Annotated in this window: 17 protein-coding genes; 8 read left to right on the top strand and 9 right to left on the bottom strand. The window is 64.3% G+C overall.

What is annotated here, in order from left to right; genetic code table 11:
* Positions 1-99 precede the first annotated feature (99 nt).
* The 6 genes from ACVWY5_RS22950 to flgF all read right to left on the bottom strand — a co-directional run bounded on the left by ACVWY5_RS22950 (position 100) and on the right by flgF (position 4,637).
* Entirely contained in the window at positions 100-393 is a 294-nt protein-coding gene (locus ACVWY5_RS22950) for a hypothetical protein (RefSeq protein WP_028337177.1), read from the bottom strand.
* 96 nt (positions 394-489) lie between these two features.
* Entirely contained in the window at positions 490-822 is a 333-nt protein-coding gene (locus tag ACVWY5_RS22945) for a hypothetical protein (protein ID WP_410712080.1), read from the bottom strand.
* 429 nt (positions 823-1,251) lie between these two features.
* The gene (flgH, locus tag ACVWY5_RS22940) at positions 1,252-2,004 is read right to left on the bottom strand and encodes a flagellar basal body L-ring protein FlgH (RefSeq protein ID WP_028337175.1); all 753 of its coding nucleotides are present in this window, start codon (positions 2,002-2,004) and stop codon (positions 1,252-1,254) included.
* Positions 2,005-2,009: 5 nt separating this feature from the next.
* The gene (gene flgA / locus ACVWY5_RS22935) at positions 2,010-3,065 is read right to left on the bottom strand and encodes a flagellar basal body P-ring formation chaperone FlgA (RefSeq protein ID WP_028337174.1); all 1,056 of its coding nucleotides are present in this window, start codon (positions 3,063-3,065) and stop codon (positions 2,010-2,012) included.
* Positions 3,066-3,067: 2 nt separating this feature from the next.
* The gene (flgG, locus tag ACVWY5_RS22930; RefSeq protein WP_028337173.1) at positions 3,068-3,856 is read right to left on the bottom strand and encodes a flagellar basal-body rod protein FlgG; all 789 of its coding nucleotides are present in this window, start codon (positions 3,854-3,856) and stop codon (positions 3,068-3,070) included.
* A 16-nt stretch (positions 3,857-3,872) separates the two neighbouring features.
* The gene (flgF, locus tag ACVWY5_RS22925) at positions 3,873-4,637 is read right to left on the bottom strand and encodes a flagellar basal-body rod protein FlgF (RefSeq protein ID WP_028337172.1); all 765 of its coding nucleotides are present in this window, start codon (positions 4,635-4,637) and stop codon (positions 3,873-3,875) included.
* A gap of 382 nt (positions 4,638-5,019) precedes the next feature.
* On the opposite strand from flgF, the gene fliL reads away from it, so the two are divergent.
* The 4 genes from fliL to ACVWY5_RS22905 are packed head-to-tail and all read left to right on the top strand — an operon-like array spanning position 5,020 to position 8,011.
* Entirely contained in the window at positions 5,020-5,508 is a 489-nt protein-coding gene (gene fliL, locus ACVWY5_RS22920) for a flagellar basal body-associated protein FliL (protein ID WP_028337171.1), read from the top strand.
* Between the two features lie 18 nt (positions 5,509-5,526).
* On the top strand, positions 5,527-6,729 hold the full coding sequence (gene fliM, locus ACVWY5_RS22915) for a flagellar motor switch protein FliM (RefSeq protein WP_028337170.1): 1,203 nt from the start codon (positions 5,527-5,529) through the stop codon (positions 6,727-6,729).
* Positions 6,726-7,190 (top strand): DUF6468 domain-containing protein, encoded by a 465-nt coding sequence (locus ACVWY5_RS22910; RefSeq protein WP_028337169.1) that lies wholly within the window; start codon positions 6,726-6,728, stop codon positions 7,188-7,190. Before fliM ends, ACVWY5_RS22910 begins: the two co-directional genes overlap by 4 nt.
* Positions 7,187-8,011 carry a MotE family protein gene (locus ACVWY5_RS22905; protein ID WP_028337168.1) on the top strand — a complete coding sequence of 275 codons (825 nt, stop codon included), beginning with the start codon at positions 7,187-7,189 and terminating at the stop codon, positions 8,009-8,011. The genes ACVWY5_RS22910 and ACVWY5_RS22905 overlap by 4 nt, the downstream gene beginning before the upstream one ends.
* Positions 8,012-8,051: 40 nt before the next feature.
* Here ACVWY5_RS22905 and ACVWY5_RS22900 read toward each other — a convergent pair whose 3' ends face one another.
* A complete protein-coding gene (locus ACVWY5_RS22900) occupies positions 8,052-9,359 on the bottom strand; it encodes a glycosyltransferase family 87 protein (RefSeq protein ID WP_321177070.1) in 1,308 nt (435 codons plus the stop codon).
* A 253-nt stretch (positions 9,360-9,612) separates the two neighbouring features.
* On the opposite strand from ACVWY5_RS22900, the gene ACVWY5_RS22895 reads away from it, so the two are divergent.
* Together ACVWY5_RS22895 and ACVWY5_RS22890 are read left to right on the top strand one after the other, a co-directional pair.
* Entirely contained in the window at positions 9,613-10,830 is a 1,218-nt protein-coding gene (locus tag ACVWY5_RS22895; RefSeq protein WP_028337166.1) for a glycosyltransferase family 87 protein, read from the top strand.
* A gap of 40 nt (positions 10,831-10,870) precedes the next feature.
* Positions 10,871-11,020: a hypothetical protein gene (locus ACVWY5_RS22890; RefSeq protein WP_157343156.1), complete on the top strand. Its 150-nt coding sequence runs from the start codon at positions 10,871-10,873 to the stop codon at positions 11,018-11,020.
* 12 nt (positions 11,021-11,032) lie between these two features.
* On the opposite strand, the gene ACVWY5_RS22885 is transcribed toward ACVWY5_RS22890, so the two are convergent.
* On the bottom strand, positions 11,033-11,479 hold the full coding sequence (locus ACVWY5_RS22885; RefSeq protein ID WP_080667255.1) for an SgcJ/EcaC family oxidoreductase: 447 nt from the start codon (positions 11,477-11,479) through the stop codon (positions 11,033-11,035).
* A gap of 522 nt (positions 11,480-12,001) precedes the next feature.
* Between ACVWY5_RS22885 and ACVWY5_RS22880 the strand changes: the two genes are divergently transcribed.
* Positions 12,002-12,844, top strand: coding sequence for a c-type cytochrome (locus tag ACVWY5_RS22880; protein ID WP_028337164.1), 843 nt, complete (start codon positions 12,002-12,004; stop codon positions 12,842-12,844).
* 280 nt (positions 12,845-13,124) lie between these two features.
* Positions 13,125-16,967 carry a hypothetical protein gene (locus ACVWY5_RS22875; RefSeq protein ID WP_028337163.1) on the top strand — a complete coding sequence of 1,281 codons (3,843 nt, stop codon included), beginning with the start codon at positions 13,125-13,127 and terminating at the stop codon, positions 16,965-16,967.
* Between the two features lie 11 nt (positions 16,968-16,978).
* Here ACVWY5_RS22875 and ACVWY5_RS22870 read toward each other — a convergent pair whose 3' ends face one another.
* Complete coding sequence (locus ACVWY5_RS22870) at positions 16,979-17,788, bottom strand: glyoxalase superfamily protein (RefSeq protein ID WP_430648910.1); 810 nt, start codon at positions 17,786-17,788, stop codon at positions 16,979-16,981.
* Between the last annotated feature and the right edge of the window lie 40 nt (positions 17,789-17,828).

Raw genomic sequence — 17,828 nt, 5'->3', positions numbered from 1 at the left:
TCCGTTGCAGCCGTGATTTCAAGGGGATCGCGATGCCGCCGCGCGCGCACGACGGGCAGCGGGCAGCTTCTGCCGGGCGAAGTTTGCCGGGCGCGGCCGTCAGGCCTTCGTATGGACGATCACGGGACCTGCGACTGCGGTGGCCTGGCCGACCAGCAATGGGCCGAGATTGTCGTCGATCCAGGCCAGCGCGCGGCGATTGGCCTCTTCGGCGCCGGCATGGTTGTTGAAGACGCTGATCGCGGTGACCGTATCGTCGCCGGCATAGACCACGTAATAGGCCATGAAGCCTTCGACGTCGCTGATGATCGGGATCGCGCCTTCCTTGATCCGGCGCGCGAGTTCCTCGGCGCTACCAGTCTTCGCCTTGGCGTGACGGATGGCGGCATACATTCGTTCCTCCTTCCGGCTGCATCGATCGGGCTGCGCTTCGCGCATGCGCGATCGTACGCCGGACCGGGTGGCGACGCCATCGGGATTGCGGACGGTTTAGCTGAAACGCCTGCTCACGACCGTCGTGCGCCGGCCGGGGAGCTTCGGCAGCCTCGCCACACCCGCGCGCGTTGTCGTGGTCCTTGGGCCGGGGGCGGGCTCCGGCTCCTGCTGCTGCAGAAACAGCGTGGCTTCGAACAGCACGCCGGGGGCCTGCTTGGCCGTGCCCGAGCACACCGCCCGGTTGCCGTTGAACGAGCCCGTCAGCTGCGCCTCGACCTCGTCGCATCCGAACACGGTGGTGAACGGACCGTCGGCATAGCGGTGCGTCGTCAGCGTCGCCGTGAAGCGGTCCTCATCGAGCTGATAGGTGCCGCCATAAATGAACATGGCGTCGCCGCCCGAGATCCTGCCATTTGCGAGCTGGACTATTCCGGTGCCTTCGCCCCGCGGCGTCCGGAACCACGCCGCATATCGTCCGTCTCTTTGCATGACCGTCATACAAACAGAAAACCCTGCGTTGTCGTCTCCCTACGTTGCAAGCGCCGGGACTTCTACTGTGCGCTGCTGCGAGGGTTAACGAACCGACAAGGCGATGGCGCGACTTTCGTGAAGCGGTATCGGACTGATGCGCGGCGATCGTGCCGGCGCACGCCACCGGTCACAAAAAGCCACGACCCTCGCCAGGGGAGCTAGCGAGGGCCGTGTTGGTACACCGCGCCGCGCCTAGGTTCGCGACGAGATGTGGGAGCTCGTAAAAGTCCTACTCAGGCATGATCCGTTTCCGTAAACCGGTTTCCGCTTTGCGGGATCATGCCGTTAGAAGGGCAGCAGCACGTCGAGAACCTGCTGGCCGTAGCGCGGCTGTTGCACGTCGGTGATCTGGCCGCGGCCGCCATAGGCGATGCGGGCCTGGGCGATCTTCGAGGAATCGATGGTGTTGTCGCTCTGGATGTCCTCCGGGCGCACGATGCCGGCCACGATCAGCTCGCGGATTTCGAAGTTGACGCGGATCTCCTGCTTACCTTCGACCACGAGATTGCCGTTCGGCAGCACCTGGGTGACGACCGCGGCGACGTTGGTCTGCAACGCTTCCTGGCGGTTCACCGAGCCCTTGCCGTCGCTCGACGCCGTGGAGTCGGCGGTCAGGATGCGGCCGGGCAGGATCTTGTTCGGCTGCGTGATGGTCTGCGAGCCGAGGAAGTTGGTGACGCCCGAGTCTTCCGAATTGGTGCGGCTGCGCTGGGTTTCGTTGGCGATCGCGGCCTTGTCGGTGAAGTTCACCGTGATGGTCAGGATGTCGCCGACGCGCGCGGCGCGCTGGTCCTTGAAGAAAGCGCGGGAGCCGCTCCGCCACAGCGAGTTCGGGCTGTAGGAGGCGACCTCGGGCTTCGGCATCGGCATCTGCACCGGCTTGTAGCCGGGCTGGGTGGTCGGATTGTCGATCGACGACAGCTTCGGTTGCTCGCCGATCTGGGAGAGACGGTCGATCGACGAGCAACCGCTGGCGATCGTTCCGAGCGCGAGCAGCGCACCGGTCAGGACGAGGCGGTTGATGCGGTACTGGGACATGAACTTTACTCGGCGTTTGGTGCGACTGAACTCAGCTTGACGGAAGCGGAATTGGATTCGGTGGCGTCGGCGGTCGGCGCCGGGCGCGGGGTCGCGACTGAGATCGAGACCTCGCCGCGGCCGGTGACGACGCCGGAAACGGCGCGCTTGGACTGCAGATTCATCACGCTGACGGTGTCGCCCTCGGCACCGCCATCCATCGCCTTGCCGCGGATCGTCAGGTAGAGGCCGGCGGTGCGGTAGATCAGCGTGACGTTCTGGTCGCGGGTGACGAGATCGGGCTTCGCGAGGTCGGCGACGCGAAGCGCCTGGCCGGGGCGGAGCTGGCGGCGGACCTGCATGCCGACGGCGCTGTCGCGCACCGCCGCGTCGTTGCCGATTTCGGCTTTCGGACGGCGTTCGACGATCACGTCGGAGGCCTTCAGCACGTCGCCGCGCTCGACATTGCGCGTCAGCACGGCGGCCTCGATGGTTTCGATCGCGGTTCCGGTGAAGCGCAGCTTCGATGGCGCGGCGCCGGCATCGTTGCCGATCTCGAAGGTCAGGTCGAAACGCGTCGAGCGCGGGTCGTAGCGCACGGCGACCGGCTGCATCACGCCGGTATTCGTCGCCTCGAGGCGGATGTCGCCGGGATCGCGGTCGAAGGTCAGCGCGATGTTGCCGGCCCTGCCGAGCCCGTGGCGGCCCTCCAGCGCGCGCGACACCTGCTGCTCGATCTCCTTGCTGTCGATGGTGCGCGCCAGCCGGGTGACGGTGATCTCCTTCAGCTCGCGGGTATCGACGCCGATCACCTGGTGCGAGCGCAACACGTTGAGCACTTGCGCGACCGGCAGCGTGCCTGTCGTGCCGAGGTCCGGCGCGCGGTAGACCGCGACGCTGCCGGCGCTGCCGGCATTGTCGATGAGGTCGCCGACCCGCACGATGTCGTCGGCGACCGTGATGCTGGCGCGCAGCGTCGGCACCGCGATGGCCTCGCGGCGGCTTTGCGCGGCGGACGGCGCCACGGCGACGGCGAGGAGCGCGGCTGCGATCAGGAGTGAGCGGGCGATCATCGACATCATCCTCAGCGGAACAGGTTGGAGGTCGACTGCATCATCTGGTCGGCGGCGGAAACCACCTTCGAGTTCATCTCATAGGCGCGCTGCGCGGCGATCAGGTCGGAGATTTCCGAGACCACCTCGACATTGGCCTGTTCGAGGTTGCTCTGCTGCATGTCGCCATAGCCGTCGGTGTTGGCGGTGCCGTCCTGCGGCTGGCCGGAGGCCGGCGTTTCCTGGAACAGATTGTCGCCGATCGGCATCAGGCCGGCCTTGTTGATGAAGCGGGTCAGGCCGATCTGGCCGATGTTGGTCGATGCGGTCTGTCCCGGCAGCGTCACCGAGACCTGGCCCTGCGCATTGATGGTGAGGCCGGATGCGTTCTGCGGGATCGTGATCGTCGGCTGCAGCAAATTGCCTTGCGCATTGACGATGCGGCCCTGATTGTCCATCTGGAACGAGCCGTCGCGGGTGTAGGTGAAGGTGCCATCCGGCATCAGGATCTTGAAGAAGCCTTCGCCGCGGATCGCGATGTCGAGATCGTTGCCGGTCGGCGACAGCGTGCCCTGGGTCATCATGCGCGGCGTGCCGACGGTCTTCACGCCGCCGCCGAGGTCGATGCCCATCGGCATGATGGTGTTCTGGTCGGAGGCCTGCGCGCCGACCCGGCGCACATGGTCGTAGATCAGGTCCTGGAACGCGGCGCGCTGCTTCTTGTAGCCGGTGGTGCGCAGGTTCGCGATGTTGTTGGAGATCACCTGAACGCTGAGTTCCTGTGCCGCCATTCCGGTCGCAGCTGTATAAAGTGCGCGCATCGGTCAATCCCCCGGATCAGTTCGGCACGTCGGCGAGCTTTTCGATCGCCGATTTGTGCAGGTCGCTCTCCTGCTGCAGCAGCGAGGCGATTTGGGTGTAGGTCCGCGTGATCTCGATCATGCGGCTCATCTCGACGACGGAATTGACGTTCGACTTCTCGATGAAGCCCTGGCGGATCTGGGCCTTGGTGTCCGGCAGCGCCTGCGTGCCTTCGCCCGGCGCGTAGAGGTTGGAGCCTTCCTTCAGCAGGCGCTGGGCCTGCGCGAACGAGACGAGGCGCAGCTTGCCGCGGATCGAGTCGAGGCGGGAGGTGCCCTCGAGCACGGTGATGTTGCCGTCGGCGGCGATCGAGACGTCGTGATCGGTCTGCTGGAAGGTGATCGGGCCGGCGGTGCCGAGCACCTGGTAGCCGGAGGCGGTGACCAGCTGGCCGCGATTGTTGATCTGCAGGCTGCCTTCGCGGGTGTAGCGCTCGCCGCCCGGCGTCTGCACCACCAGGAAGGCGTTGCCGTCGATCGCGACGTCGAGCGGGTTCTTGGTCTCTTCGGTCGGGCCCTGCGAGAAATCGTGGAAGGTCGCGCGGTCCTGCACGAAGGAGACGCGGCGGTCGGAGGAGGCGAAATTGTCCTCATGCGCGTTCGAGGACAGATATTCCTGGAACAGCGACCGGTCGGCCTTGTAGCCGTTGGTGTTCATGTTCGCGATGTTGTTGGAGACGACATCCATCTGCCGTTCCAGCACCATCTGCTTCGATAGGCCGACCAGAAGCGTATTCTGCATCGGTGGTTCTCCCCTGTGAGGCGATCCGAATGCAGGTTCTCCCAAACCTTCACGCCGGATCCGTCGGTAACCATTGGGTTCTCCCAAACCCGCGGGTTACGCCGTCCTCTCAGCGAAAGCCGTGCCAACTTAAAATGGTGTGTTATTTGAATGGCTTAGTTGTTTTACCGGGTGCGGCCCGGGGCGGCAGAAAGGTCTTGTTGACCATGTTTGCCCGGCAGTTTTTTCCTAGTGGAAGGTAAATCCTAAGCTTCCGTTAACCATTATGACCCCAGTGTTGCCGGCATTGGGGCGCGTGTGCGCCGGCGGCATTTGTATCGCGTCTTCAGGCCAAAGCTGGGGCAAATCGCGTTCGCATCCTTCGGGTTGAAGCGAGCGGACGATGGCGGACGAGGAAAAGACGGAGACCGGCGAGGGCGCGGCCGCTCCGAAGAAGGGCAAGCTCAAGCTGATCATTGCCGTCGTCGGCTTCCTCGTCGTGCTCGGCGCGGGCGCCGGCGGCTGGTCCTTCTTCATGCGCGGCCACGGTGAGGAGCAGCACGCCGAAGCGCCGCCGCCGAAGCCGCCGAGCTTCGTCGACGTGCCGGACATGCTGGTCAATCTGGTCGGCGCGCCGGGCGAGCGCGTGCAATATCTCAAGCTGAAGCTCGTGCTCGAGGTCAAGGAAGAGAAGCAGGTCGAGGCGATCAAGCCGGCGCTGCCGCGCGTCACCGACCTGTTCCAGACCTACATGCGCGAGCTGCGCCCGAGCGACCTCAACGGCTCGGCCGGCCTGTTCCGCCTCAAGGAAGAACTGACCAAGCGCGTCAACCTCGCGCTGGCACCCAACCAGGTCAACGCGGTGCTGTTCAAGGAAGTCGTGATCCAGTGACGGGGTGGATGTAAAGCCATGGCCGGCAACGACCAGATGGACCAGGACGCCATTGCGGCGCAGTGGGAAGCCTCACTCGATTCCGAGGATCCCGCGGCGGCCGCGGCGGAAGCCGCCAAGAACGAGCTCACCGAGAACATGGCGCTGCAATGGGCCGCCATGGTCGAGGACGGCAGCCGCGACTTCGGTAGCAAGAACACCAATGGCGAGCGCGTGCTGTCGCAGGAGGAGATCGACAATCTCCTCGGCTTCACGGTCGGCGACGTCAGCCTCGACGACCATTCCGGCATTCGCGCCATCATCGATTCCGCGATGGTGTCCTACGAGCGTCTGCCGATGCTCGAAATCGTGTTCGACCGCCTGGTGCGGTTGATGACGACCAGCTTGCGCAATTTCACCTCCGACAACGTCGAGGTCTCGCTCGACCGCATCACCTCGGTGCGCTTCGGCGACTACATGAACTCGATCCCGCTGCCGGCGGTGCTCTCGGTGTTCAAGGCGGAGGAGTGGGAGAACTTCGGTCTCGCCACGGTCGATTCCAGCCTGATCTATTCGATGATCGACGTGCTGCTCGGCGGCCGCCGCGGCCAGACCCAGCTGCGCATCGAGGGCCGGCCCTACACCACGATCGAGACCAATCTCGTCAAGCGCCTGGTCGAGGTGGTGCTGTCGGATGCCGAGCAGGCGTTCCGGCCGCTGTCGCCGGTAACCTTCACGATCGACCGGCTCGAGACCAACCCGCGCTTTGCCGCGATCAGCCGCCCGGCCAACGCCGCGATCCTGGTGCGCCTGCGCATCGACATGGAAGACCGCGGCGGCAATGTCGAATTGCTGCTGCCCTACGCCACCATCGAACCGATCCGCAACGTGCTGTTGCAGATGTTCATGGGCGAGAAATTCGGCCGCGACCCGATCTGGGAAGGCCATTTCGCCACCGAAGTGGCGCAGGCCGAGATCTCGGTCGACGCGGTGCTCTATGAAGCCGATATCCCGCTGAAGGAGCTGATGAAGCTCAAGGTCGGAGACACGCTGCCGCTGGATATCCGCTCCGACGCGCTGGTATCGGTGCGCTGCGGCAACGTCACCCTGACGGAAGGGCGCATGGGCCGGGTCGGCGACCGTGTCGCGATCCGCGTCACCAAGAATTTGCGTAAACCCCAAACCACCTTCGCGATGTTCGAGAAGGCGGACGAGCGGACCAAGATGATGGAGGCACCATGAGTCATGTGCTTGGATTAGCGATCGAGAGTCTGGTAGCCGTGCTGCTGATGCTGACGATCGGCTATTGCTGGCTGCTCAACAAGCGCCTGCAGCGACTGAAGGCCGACGAGCATTCGCTGAAGGCGACGATCGCCGAATTGATCACCGCGACCGAGATCGCGGAGCGGGCGATCGGCGGGTTGAAGCACGCGGTGCGCGACGTCAACGAGAATCTCGGCAACCAGCTCGATGCGGCGACGCAGATGTCGGCGCTGCTCAAGGACCAGCTGGCGGAAGGCGACCACGTGGTGCGCCGCCTGTCCAAGATCGCGCTGGCCGCGCGGCCGTCCGAGCCCGTGCAGGCACCGGCACAAGCAGCCGCGCCAGTGGCGCCGGCGCCCAGGGTCTCGGCCGCGCACGCGGTCGCCGCGGCGGCTGAAGCCTTCACCGAGCGCAGGAGGGCCGGCGGCCTCGCTGCATGAAGTTGCTTCGTGACATCAGAGTGATGCCCGTGGTGCTGGTCGCGATCTTCGGCCTGATGGTGCTGAAGGTCGCGGGCCTCGTGCTCGATGGCGGTTACGTGTTTGCCGACGATACGCCGCCGGCCGGCCCGGCCGGTCCGTCTTGGGCGCAGCAGAACTTCAACTTCCCCGGCGCCGGCAAGGCGGTGGTTGACAGCAAGATCAAGGCCGATCCCGGCGACATCACGGGATCGGTCGAGCACAAGGACGCCAAGAAGGACGAGAAGAAGGACGAGGCGCCGAAGCCGGCCGCACCGGCCGCGGAGCCGTCCAAGCCCGATGGCGTTGTCGTCAATCTGGATGCACCCGCGCCGGTATCGGCGTCGGAGCGCGCGATCCTGGAACGGTTGCAGTCGCGCCGCCAGGAGCTCGAGACGCGCGCGCGCGAGGTCGAGATCCGCGAAAGCCTGTTGAAGGCTGCCGAGAAGCGCATCGAGGCCAAGGTCGAGGAGGCCAAGGCCAATGACGCCAAGGCGAATGCCGATGCCGCGGCAAAGGCGGAAGCCGATGCAGCGCGCTTCAAGGGCATCGTCACCATGTACGAGAACATGAAGCCGAAGGACGCCGCAAAAGTGTTCGATCGTCTGGAAATGAACGTGCTCTACCAGATCGCCTCGCAGATCCAGCCGCGCAAGATGTCCGACATCCTCGGCCTGATGCAGCCGGAAGCCGCCGAACGGCTCACGGTCGAACTCGCCCGCCGCGCCGGCGGCGACAAGTCGGCCTCGACCGACGATCTTCCCAAGATCGAAGGCAAGATGCTCACGCCGAAGACGAACTGACGGGGGCTATCGGGAAGTCCGCCAACTGGCGGTGGACTCCTCAGCCGTAAGCTAGATCCGACTTAACGCCGGGTTGCCTGCATCGCATCCAGATCATCGCGATGAGGGTCGCGCACATGAACGGACCGACCGGCACGAGTGCGACCGGGTAGGTGAACCCCGCCAGGACAAGCACGCCGAACCCGATCCGGAGTTCGGAGCGATTCGAAAGAAGCGAGCCATGTTCGGCCATGGGCGCGTTCATGAGAAAGACGAGTGCGAGAGCCAGTAGCGCCGTATCGTAGATCGCGAAGTAGGGAGATACGAGCAATGTCGCGACGAGCAGGCTCGCGGCCTTGACGGCGAAGTTGACGTTGCGGCGCCATATGATCAGCGTCCACGTCGCGGCGGCCGCAGCGACCGCGACGTGCAGTGCCATGGCCGATCCATAGCCAAAACCGGCAAACCGAAGCGCTCCGTAGACGCTCTGCAGTTTGTACCAGGCCAGCGTGCCGGTGAGATGGAACTGCGTCGTCGCGAAGACGGCTGCCTCACGGAACCCCTCAAAAGTATCCCAGCCGAAGGTAAGCCCGGTGAGCAGCAAGAGCACAGGTGTCACCAAACTGGCCGTGATGAAGACGGTCCAGCGTCCAGTAGCGATCAGAATGAGCGGAAGCAGGACGCCATATTGCGGCTTGAAGATCAGCAGCGCGATCAGGAAGCCGCTGACGATCGGGCGCCGGTCCAGCGTCAGCAGAATGGCGCCGAGCAGCGATGCCGCGAGCAGGGAGCTTTGGCCGACGATGAAATCGTACAGGACGGCCGGCACGGCGAACGCCAGCAGCAGTACGGCGAAGCGTGGCCGGATGGCGGAAACAACGAGCGCCCAGCACAGCAGCTTTGCGGTGCTCCAGACCCAGAACGCGCTCGGAAACGGCAGCAGTGCCAGCAGTGCCGCCGCAAAGAAAAAAAACGGCGGGTAGAAAAACGGTATCGGCACCTCGTAAACGGGGAACGGAGCATCGTTCAAGCTGGGATGTATTTGAATGATCGCTTGCCGCAACTGCGGCCAATCGTAGGCGGTGGCGGCATGGCCATCGAGCGCCATCTTCCCCGCGCTCCAAAAGCATGAAAAGTCGAGCCCGGTCGCGCCGGTACCGTCAACGACTTTCGGTACCACGCAGTAAAGGGTAAAGCCCAACACGATGAGGCAGGCAATGGCCAATGCACGGTCGTATCCGCTGCGCTCCGCACGGGCGCGCACCATTCCAAATCCGTTCATGAAACTGCCAGAAACTAAGAATTGCTTGAAATGTAAGCGGTTGTATACCGCAACTGGCGGTGGCGCAAGCGAGTGGCCGATCTCCATTGGGCGTTCGGTTAATCGCTGAGAGTTCCGCGCATGTCCGGTGGACCGGGGGTAATCCTCTCGATGCAGACGCGGATGTTCGCCGCCTCCGATGGTGTGGGCTCGACGGGGTCTCCGCGAAGCCAAACGCCTATCGACGCCGAGAAGTGTACGCCGGTTATGGTAGCCTTAAACGGTAGCGTTAAGCTGCAACCGATTTGTCATTCTGGAATTGAAGTCGCTATGTCTCAAGGTGGTGCTTTAGGAATTGCCAATGCTGAAAGACATGCCATGGCTCACCGCGCCGCGCGCCCGATTGTACGTGAGTGGCGTCGCAATTGTGCTGGTGCTGACTCTCGCGAGGTCGCTTTTGCTATTTTACCGCGATGGCGGCTATGGCGCGAATAATTTTCTGCTCGGCTCGGACTTTCTGACGTTCTGGGCGGCCTCGCTTCAGGTTCTGGCCGGCCATCCCGCCGAGGTTTATGTGCCCGAATTGCATCTGCTCGCGGAAGCTCCATACCTGCGAGAGGGCTACGAGGCGTTCTTCTATCCGCCGACGATGCTGCTCGTGTGCCTGCCGCTCGCGCTCGCGCCGTATTTCGTCTCGCTGTTCGTGTTCATTGGTATGACGGCGGCGTCGTTCGCCGCGGTGATCTGGCGTATCTTGCGAACGCCTTGGTGCCTGGTCGCGATCCTCGCCTATGCGCCGGTCTATCTTAATGCCGTGGCAGGGCAGAACGCCTTTCTGACGGCATCGATCCTTGGGTGCGGTCTCAACATCATGGACCGGAGGCCGAAGCTCGCGGGCGCGATCCTCGGGCTGATGGTGATCAAGCCGCACCTGGCGCTGGCCGTGCCGATCGCCCTGATCGTCACAGGTCGCTGGCGCACGCTGATCTGGGCAGGCATGTCGTCGATCTCGCTCGTCGTGCTGTCCGCGCTGCTGTTCGGCCTGGATACATGGCTCAACTTCCTCGACGTCTCTCACTCGGCCCGTCAGGCTCTCGAGAACGGCGACGTCGAGTTTTCGTTGCTGCAGAGCGTGTACGCGACAGCGCGCCTGCTCGGCGCCGGCGTCAACACGGCCTTTATCATTCACGGCCTCGTGGCGCTGGGCATGACGTGTGTGCTGATCTGGATGTTGCGTCAGAAGATCACTGCTGCGACTGAACGCTCGATCATCGTGCTCACCTGCCTTCTGGTTACGCCGTTCTGCCTGTTCTACGACATGCTCATCATGGCGCTGCCGCTGGCCTGGATGCTCCGCGAATGGTTGAGGGTCGGCTTTCCGGCCTGGTCGAAAATGGTGCTTGGCGTGACGTTTCTCGCGCCGATGGTCTTCTACCTACCTGTCCTCTATCAACTGTCGGTCGTGAAGCCGCTGCCTTTTGGTTCTCCGGTTATCATCCTGTTCTGCTGGTTGCTGGTCCGGGAGAGCACGCAGACGCGGCAAGCGGCGCATAGCGAGCGAGAGGTCGCGACGGTCTGAGTTCGGAGCACCTCACTCGAACCTCCGTAATATCGCGGGAGTGTCCAGTTTCTCGGGTTTTGCCATCGGCGCGGGAGCAAAGGAGCAGAACCGCTCGGTCGCCAATTGCCGTGCCGGCGGCGACAAATCGGCCTCGATCGACGATCTTCCCAAGATCGAAGGCAAGATGCTCACGCCGAAGACGAACTGACGGGGGCTGTCGTCAGGTTTTCGGGAGTGGAGACCGGTGCAGATGGACAATCTTCCAATCCGAGCCTTGCTTCGCGATCACGAATGTGACGCTGCCGAGGCTGCTATAAGGCTGGCCATCCTTCATGACGCCGGAGATGGTGTCGAACCCGGAAAGCACCACCGTCCTCTCGTCGATCAGGAGAGTCTCTGCGCTCTGCAGCGCCACGGTGTTGGGGGGCGAATTGAGGATTGTCGCTTCGAAGTATTTGCGGATTTGCTCCGGCTTCGTCATGACGACCTTGCCGAACGTCCCGATCATGGTCGCTTCCGGGGCATAGAAACTGACGATACCGTCAAGGTCGGCGTCAGCGAAGGCTTTGCTCCAGCGCTCAACGAGCTGCGCTGCGTCCTCCTTCGGACCGGCTTGGGCAATCGGGACACTCATTAAAAGAGCAAGAATTGATAGTGGCTTTCGCATGGGTGATCCTCAAAAGAAATTATTGCCGAACAATCGGAAATCGAGTGAGGCAGCAGTGCTGCTTCCGCGTTGCGATAAATCATCATTACCAATCAACAGGGCGGCTTGACCGCTTCGATGTCCGTCCGGCCGAGTTCGCCAAGTCGCCCCGATCCGGTGCAATGGACAAGCAGGCCACAAGCCTTCCGCAAATCGCCGGCCTGATGGTCACGATCCTTCGCCGGCATAAGCGGAGCAGGGCGGCTTGTGACCCCCTCTTGTGGCGCCTCGGCGCAGATCCGCGCCGAACGGCGCCAAGACCGTTGCAACAGAGCCATCGCAGACATTGCCAAAGTGCTTGATGCGAGTCTAGCATCGGCGCGAGGAAGGCGAGCGCGATTTCGCTACTTTTGGCCTTCCGTGATTGCGGTCGCATGGACCGCCGCTTGAGTTGATTGATTGAATTGCTCTTGTGCCGGACGCGAAGCTGCGCCCGATCAGAAATTGAATTTTTGATCACCAAGAAATTTCAAGGAAACCGATATGCGTAACCTGTTCATGATGCTTGTCGTCATCGCCACCACCAATCTGGCATGGGCCCAATCCGAACTGGTCAAACGGGGCGATTACCTTGTCAACGGCATTCTGGCTTGCGGCAATTGCCACACGCCCAAGGGACCGAACGGCGATGTTTTGGAGAAGGCATTCTCGGGCGGAGGTTACTGGGACGAGCCGCCGTTCACAGTGCATGCCGCCAACATTACACAAGACAAGGAAACAGGCATCGGAAGCTGGAGCGATGCCGATATCAAGAAACTGCTGCGGACCGGGCAGACCCCAAAGGGAGTGCATACCGCGATGGTCATGCCGACCAGCTTCTATCACATCCTGACGGAAAATGATCTCGATGCGGTCGTCGCATATTTGCGTACGATCACGCCGGTCCACAACAAGGTGCCCGATCCGATCTACAAGGTGCCTCAGGTCGAGAACGTTCCGCCGGGCGGCGAGAACCCATTCGCCGAACCGATGATGAGCGACAAGGTGCAGAAGGGATTCTATCTCGTCACGATCGCGCATTGCATGGCGTGCCATACGCCGATTGGACCGAGGGGACGAGAATACAAGAGCAGTCTTGGTGCGGGTGGCGTCAAATTTTCCGGGCCGTGGGGAATCTCGGTTTCACGCAACATCACGCAGAACAAGACCAATGGGATCGGCGAATGGAGCGACGACGAGATCAAGCGTGCGATCACCGACGGTGTCAGCCGCGACGGCAGCCGTCTCGGTCGACCGATGGGATACCACTACTACGCCCGGATCAGTCCCGATGACCTTGATGCCATCGTGGCGTATTTGCGCACGGTACCCGGCAGCGCGGAGTAAGCCTCGTTGCAAGGACAAATCCTGTCCGGTCACAGCCGCGCAGCGGGCTCCCGGCTGACTCCAAAGGATAGCGCGCCCCGCCAGCTGTGGCGCTCGGCGGCGCTCGGAACAAGCTTCAGCTCCAAACCGAGCGTTTTGGTCGCCATTCCGTGGCAGTGGCCAGTCCGAAACAATCCGTTGACGTTAACAGGTCCTTAACGCCGCCCGATCCAAGATCGGGAGGCGTGGGCGAGGGCGCTTCGCGCTTGGTATGGCTGGGGTCCCGAGAAAACGTTTCGAGATGGCGCGAACGGCTGCCGCTGGAACATGGTCGCTAGGCCGCGCCTGGGCGCGGACCGCGCGTCTGTGCCTGCTTGCCAGCGGCCTCGCGCTCACAACCCTTACATTTTCGACCGCGGCGCATGCCGAAGACCCGGTACCCGGTGAAGCGACATTCTCTGCCGCGAACGGCTATGCCCGGCTGGTGCTGAGGCTGAAGGAGGATGTCGAGTCCGAGGTCACGACCGCCGGCTCGATCATCGTGATCCGCTTCAAACGTCCGGTCGATATCCCCGTCGAGAAACTGCAGGATGCCGTGCCCGATTATGTCGGCGCCGCGCGGCGCGATCCCGACGGCTCGGCGATCCGTCTGTCGCTGGCGCGCCGCGTCTCCATCAACACCATGACCGCCGGCGAGCGCATCTTCATCGACTTCCTGCCCGACAGCTGGACCGGCCCACCGCCATCGCTGCCGCAGGAGGTGATCCGCGAGCTTGCCGAGCGCGCCCGCGCCGCCGAGCGCCTGCTGCGCATGCAGCGTGCGGCCGACGCCGCCAAGAAGAAGCCGCCGGTGCGCGTTCGGGCGCTGGTGCAACCCACCTTCGTCCGCTTCGTGTTCGAGGTGCCCGACGGGGTCAGCGTCTCCTCGGTGCTGAACGAGCAGAAGTTGACGTTGTCCTTCAATTCGGTCCTGACCTTCGACCTTGCCGATGCCAAAGTCGCCGCCCCGCCGAATGTCGCGTCGATCAGCGCGCGCGCCGACACGGATACCTCGGCAGTCGATGTATCGCTGATTGGCGATGTCGACGTGCATTCGTTCCGCGACGAGAAGAATTACATCGTCGACGTCGCCTTCCAGCAGAACGAGCAGCAGGCGGCAAAGCCCTCGCTGAGCTCATTGTTGCCGACGCCGCGCGCCAAACCGAAAGGCGCCGCGGCGATCGCGCCGGTGACATCGGAAAGCATCGCCCAGCAGGCCAAGATCGAGATCAAGCCTGAACAGTCCAAATCCGAACCGGCGAAGTCCGAGCCTGCCAAGTCGGAACCTGCCAGGTCCGAACCTGCCAAGTCCGAACCGCAGCGCTCCGAACCGCTCAAACCCGAACAAGCCACGAGCGAGCAACCGGCGGCCGCGCCCGTCAAAACGGAGCAGCCCCGATCGGAACTGTCCGATCCGGAGCTGCCGAAAATCGCGGCCGCACCTGCGGTCAACGCCGAGAACGCTGCTGTGCCGACCCCGCCGCACGAGGGTGGCGCCGGCTCTGCGGCGGAACAGAGCACGGCGCCGGTGACCGACGCGCCGAAGCCGGTGCCCGCTGTCGCCGCCGCGCCGGCGATGGAAGCGCCGAAGGCGGCTGCGGCGCCATCGCCGCCTGCTGCGGACGCCCGTACCGGCGGCAAACCTGCGGTCGAAGCCCAGCGCGACAGCGACGGCTTGCGCGTGACGTTCTCATTCCCCGGCGCGACGCCGGCGGCGCTGTTCCGCCGCGCCGACACGGTGTGGATGGTGTTCGACGCGGCTGAGGCAATCGACGTCGATCCGGTCCGCGCCAAGGCCGGCTCGTTGATATCGGATGTCAGCCGGATCGCGCTGGAAAAGGGCCAGGCGGTGCGCTTCCGCCTCAACCGGCCGCAGATGCCGTCGCTCGAAAGCGATGACCGCTCGCGCGGAGTGAGCTGGACGCTGACCTTTGCCGACCGCGTGCAGAAGCCGCCGCTGCCGCTCACCGTGGTGCGCAACATCTCGGAGCCCTCACTCGCCAATGTCAGCGTACCGCTCGCCAATCCAGGCCAGCTGCACAGACTGGTCGATCCCGACGCCGGCGATACGCTCTGGGTGGTGACCGCACCGCCGCCGACCCGCGGCATCATCAAGCGGCAGGATTTCGTCGAGCTTTCGCTGCTGGAATCGATCCACGGCGTCGTGGTTCATCCCAACGCCGACGACGTCAAGGCGGAGGTCGGCGCCGACAAGGTGATGCTGGGCCGGCCCGGCGGCCTGACGCTGTCGTCGGCCGACGTCGCCGCCGAGCGCGCCACCGCGGCGGTGAAGCCGCTGTTCGACCCGGACGAGTGGCGCAAGAACCAGTCGGACACGTTCCTCAAGCAGCTCGACGGCCTGATTGCGGCGGCTTCGACGGCCAATGCGGAGCAGCTGCCGCAGGCACGGCTCGATCTCGCCGATTTCTACATGGCGCGCGGCATGTACCAGGAAGCCCATGGTGTCGCCAATCTGATCCTGTCCGAGAGCAAGCGCGGCAGCGAGACGGCGTCGGTGGTGATGGTGCACGCGGTCGCCAGTATCCTGATCGGGCACCCGGCACAGGGCCTGAAGGATCTCGCCAATCCCGTCATCGGCAACGGCTACGATTCGCAATTGTGGAAGGGGCTCGCCTTCGCCCGCGAGGGAAAATGGGCCGAGGCGCGCGAGAAGTTCAAGAACGCCGAATTCGCGGTGGCGACGCTGCCGCCCGATTTGCAGCGCATCGTCACCATGGACTCGATGAAGGCCTCGCTCGAGGTCAAGGACTATGCCGGTGCCGCGCGGCGCAAGAGCGATCTCGACGTGGTCGGCGTTCCCGGTGAGCTCAAGCCCGCGGTTGCGGTGCTGCGCGGCCGGCTCGCTGAGGCCCTCGGCCAGGAGAAGGATGCGCTCGACGCCTATCGCTTCGCCGCCAATTCGGCCGATCGCCAGGCCGCCGCCGAAGGCAGGTTGCTGGAGACGCTGCTCAAGCAGAAGCGCGGCGAGATCGGCCGCGACGATGTGCTGAAGGAACTCGAGCTGTTGTCGATGCTGTGGCGCGGCGACAATATCGAGCTGAAGACGCTGTATGTGCTGTCGAAGATCTACGCCGAGACGACGCGCTATGCCGACGCCTTCGCGGTGACGCGTGCCGCGACCCGGCTGCAGCCGAATGCGCCGGAATCGCGCCAGGCGCAGGATGCCGCCTCGGCCTTGTTCGTGCATCTCTACCTCGGCCCCAGGGGCGACGAGATGTCGCCGATCGATGCGCTCGGCACCTTCTACGAATATCGCGAACTGACGCCGATCGGCCGCCGCGGTGACGAGATGATCCGCCGTCTCGCCGACCGCCTGGTCGGTGTCGATCTGCTCGACCAGGCCGCCGACCTCCTGCAATACCAGGTCGACAAGCGGCTCGAAGGCGCGGCCCGCGCCCAGGTCGCGGCGCGCCTCGCGATGGTCTATCTGATGAACCGCAAGCCCGACCGCGCCATTGCCGCGCTGCGCTCGACCCGGATCGCGGATCTCTCCGGCGAACTGCGCCAGCAGCGGCTGCTGCTCGAGGCGCGCGCGCAGAGCGACGTCGGCCGGCACGATCTCGCGCTCGACATCATCTCGAACATCACCGGCCGCGAGGCAATCCGGCTGCGCGCCGACATCTATTGGGCGTCGCGGCATTGGCGCGAGGCGTCCGAGCAGATCGAGCTCTATTATGGTGACCGCTGGCGCGATTTCACCCCGCTCAACCCGGGCGAGAAGGCCGACATCATCCGCGCCGTGGTCGGCTACGCGCTTGCCGAGGACGCCATCGGGCTGTCCCGGTTCCGCGAGAAATACGCGCCGCTGATGTCCGGCGATGCCGACAAGCTCGCCTTCGACTCGGCCAGCAAGCCGGTCGCGACGTCCAGCGCCGAATTCGCCCAGATCGCGCGAATGGCCGCCAGCGTCGACACGCTCGACGGCTTCATCCGCGAGATGAAGACCCGCTTCCCCGACGCCACCGCCCGCGCGCCGTTGCCCGATCCGGTCGCCACCGGATCGGTGGCTGACAAGCCAAAGGTCGCGCCGGTGAGCGCGCTGCCGGTCATCAAGGGCGAGCGCCGCGCCAGCGCGGCGCCGTAGCAACGCAGGGCTCACGGCCCGGCAGACACCCACGCGGTCGAGATGATCCCATTCGCGTCGAGCGCGATCCGCCAATGCGAGGCACCGTCGGCGTGCCGCACACTGTAGACATCCTCGCCCTGCGCGCCGACGCCGAGAAAGCGGGTCGATTCGATCGCGCCGAGGTCGGCGAGGAAAGGCTGCAGGTGTGGCAATTGCTCGCGGGTCGCCGCGGCGAGCGCGGGGGCCATGTCCGCATAGTCGGGCTGTCCCGAGGCGACCCCCTCGATCAGGCGGCGGAGCGCGGCCTCGGTTCCGGGAGCCGGCGACTGGTTCTTCACACGCTCCGCGGTGCGATTCGCAATCTGCTTCGCGATTGCAGCGCTAATGCGAGGCATCGGCTTGTCGCCATTTTGATGCAGGATCAGTGACGTCGCCTGACCGTCAGCCGCGATGACGAAGCTGATCTGCGCGTCGACCTCCCTGGCTAAAAACTCGGTCTGGCTCTCCGCAAAGAACGGTACGGCACGCTGCCCGGTGAGCTGTACAGCCAAGTGGTGATCCTCGCGCATCACACTGAGGACGGCCTGCTCGCTGAGCTGGTAGAAGCCCGCATAGCGGTCGAGCACCGCCGCAGCGACTGCGATCTCTTGCCGCACCGCGGCCGGCGGCGATCTCGGAGCGGAAGCCGGCACATCGGCAGATCCGCCGGCGGCCTGTATCCGCGCCGCCAGCGTGTTCCAGTCGCGCTGGCCGAACAGTTTGGCGATCAGCTCCAGGCTGTCGCTGTGGGTGAGGGGGATCGATTTGGCGCCGAGCGCATCGCGTAGCGTCTGCGCCATGGTCTTGGCATCACGAAAGTCGCGCATGGGATCAACCTTT

It is taken from the genome of Bradyrhizobium sp. USDA 3256, from assembly GCF_054058275.1.
The sequence above is the reverse complement of the archived record's forward strand: the minus strand, read 5'-3'. Positions and strand labels throughout refer to the sequence as shown.